We start from the raw sequence: 421 nt of genomic DNA, 5'->3' as shown, positions 1-421 counted from the left end.
AATAATAATATTTCAAAAATGCCTAATAAGAACGGATCCATAAAATCCTCCTTTTATTGTATAATCGCATCATCATCTTCAGGATCAAATACTTGTGAATCTATGGTAATCACAACATCATTAGGTAAGCAGGTTAATGGTCTTAAAGGCGTGTTGGTTTCCCCTTGATTTTGACAAATATTTTGTGGGGAAGTTTCATCTATAACTGAGACTTTATGATCGTTGTAGTGAATCACGACTTTTCCTAAGTTTCCCTGTACAGTATATGTGAAATTTGTCTGATCAATATCTAATACATAATCATCGTTTAAGACAACTGCGCTTCCATCTTCTAATGAAATATGTAAAATTTCTTGTCCTTGATATCTTACAATCGCTGTTCCATCTAAGGTTTGTGTGCGTTGTTGAAGTATTAAAACGG

1 protein-coding gene is annotated in these 421 nt (G+C 33.3%); it reads right to left on the bottom strand.

Annotated elements, in window-relative coordinates:
* Positions 1–53: 53 nt before the first annotated feature.
* Positions 54–421 (bottom strand): NusG domain II-containing protein (locus ABCO64_RS10340; protein WP_343089403.1); only part of this gene is annotated, 368 nt, incomplete at its 5' end.

This window comes from Methanocalculus natronophilus, from assembly GCF_038751955.1.
Taxonomy (GTDB): domain Archaea; phylum Halobacteriota; class Methanomicrobia; order Methanomicrobiales; family Methanocorpusculaceae; genus Methanocalculus; species Methanocalculus natronophilus.
Note: the sequence above shows the minus strand (reverse complement) of the source record. Positions and strands in the feature narration are given on the sequence as shown.